Below are 673 nucleotides of genomic sequence, written 5' to 3'. Positions count from 1 at the left end.
AGACATTGGGAGCGATCCCGATCTGGCCACCGGTGCCTAGCTCGCGGAATCGGCGTACAGATAGACCATGCGCAACCAGCAGATGATGTCCTACATCAATGGCTGTCTGAAGATTCGTCAGACCCGGAGCATGAACCCCTAACATATTGGATAAAAAGGCGATGCACCAAGGTTCATTGAATGTGAGCCAATGGTGTATCTTACCGTCAAACTCACGGAACATCGTTTCCGCAAACTGGACAAATGCCTGAATCGTACGACGATTTCCCCACCCTCCAACATCCTGTAGCGCCTGAGGCAGATCCCAGTGATACAGTGTGCAAAACGGTTCTATCCCGTTGTCGTTCAACAAATCAACAACGCGATGATAATAGTTCAACCCTTCTTGGTTGACTTCACCGTCACCATTCGGGAATATACGCGGCCAGGACACCGAGAACCGATATGTACGAATGCCCAGTTCCTTCATGAGGCGGATATCTTCCTCGTAGCGATGATAGCTATCACAAGCTACATTGCCGTTATCCCCGTTAAAAACTTTACCAGGCGTATGGGCAAAGGTATCCCAGATCGACAGCCCTCTCCCATCCTCCTGATAGGCTCCCTCGATCTGGTAGGCAGCTGTTGCGGTACCCCACATAAAGTCCTGCGGAAATTGAAAAATAGTCATTGT

General features: G+C 49.9%; 1 protein-coding gene. It reads right to left on the bottom strand.

From position 1 onward, the window contains the following. Positions 1-670: glycoside hydrolase family 1 protein (locus AC5V8P_RS25900; RefSeq protein ID WP_495474097.1), on the bottom strand; the 670-nt coding region annotated here is incomplete at its 3' end. Between the last annotated feature and the right edge of the window lie 3 nt (positions 671-673).

The organism is Paenibacillus sp. N119s (assembly GCF_059447605.1).
The sequence above is the reverse complement of the archived record's forward strand: the minus strand, read 5'-3'. Positions and strand labels throughout refer to the sequence as shown.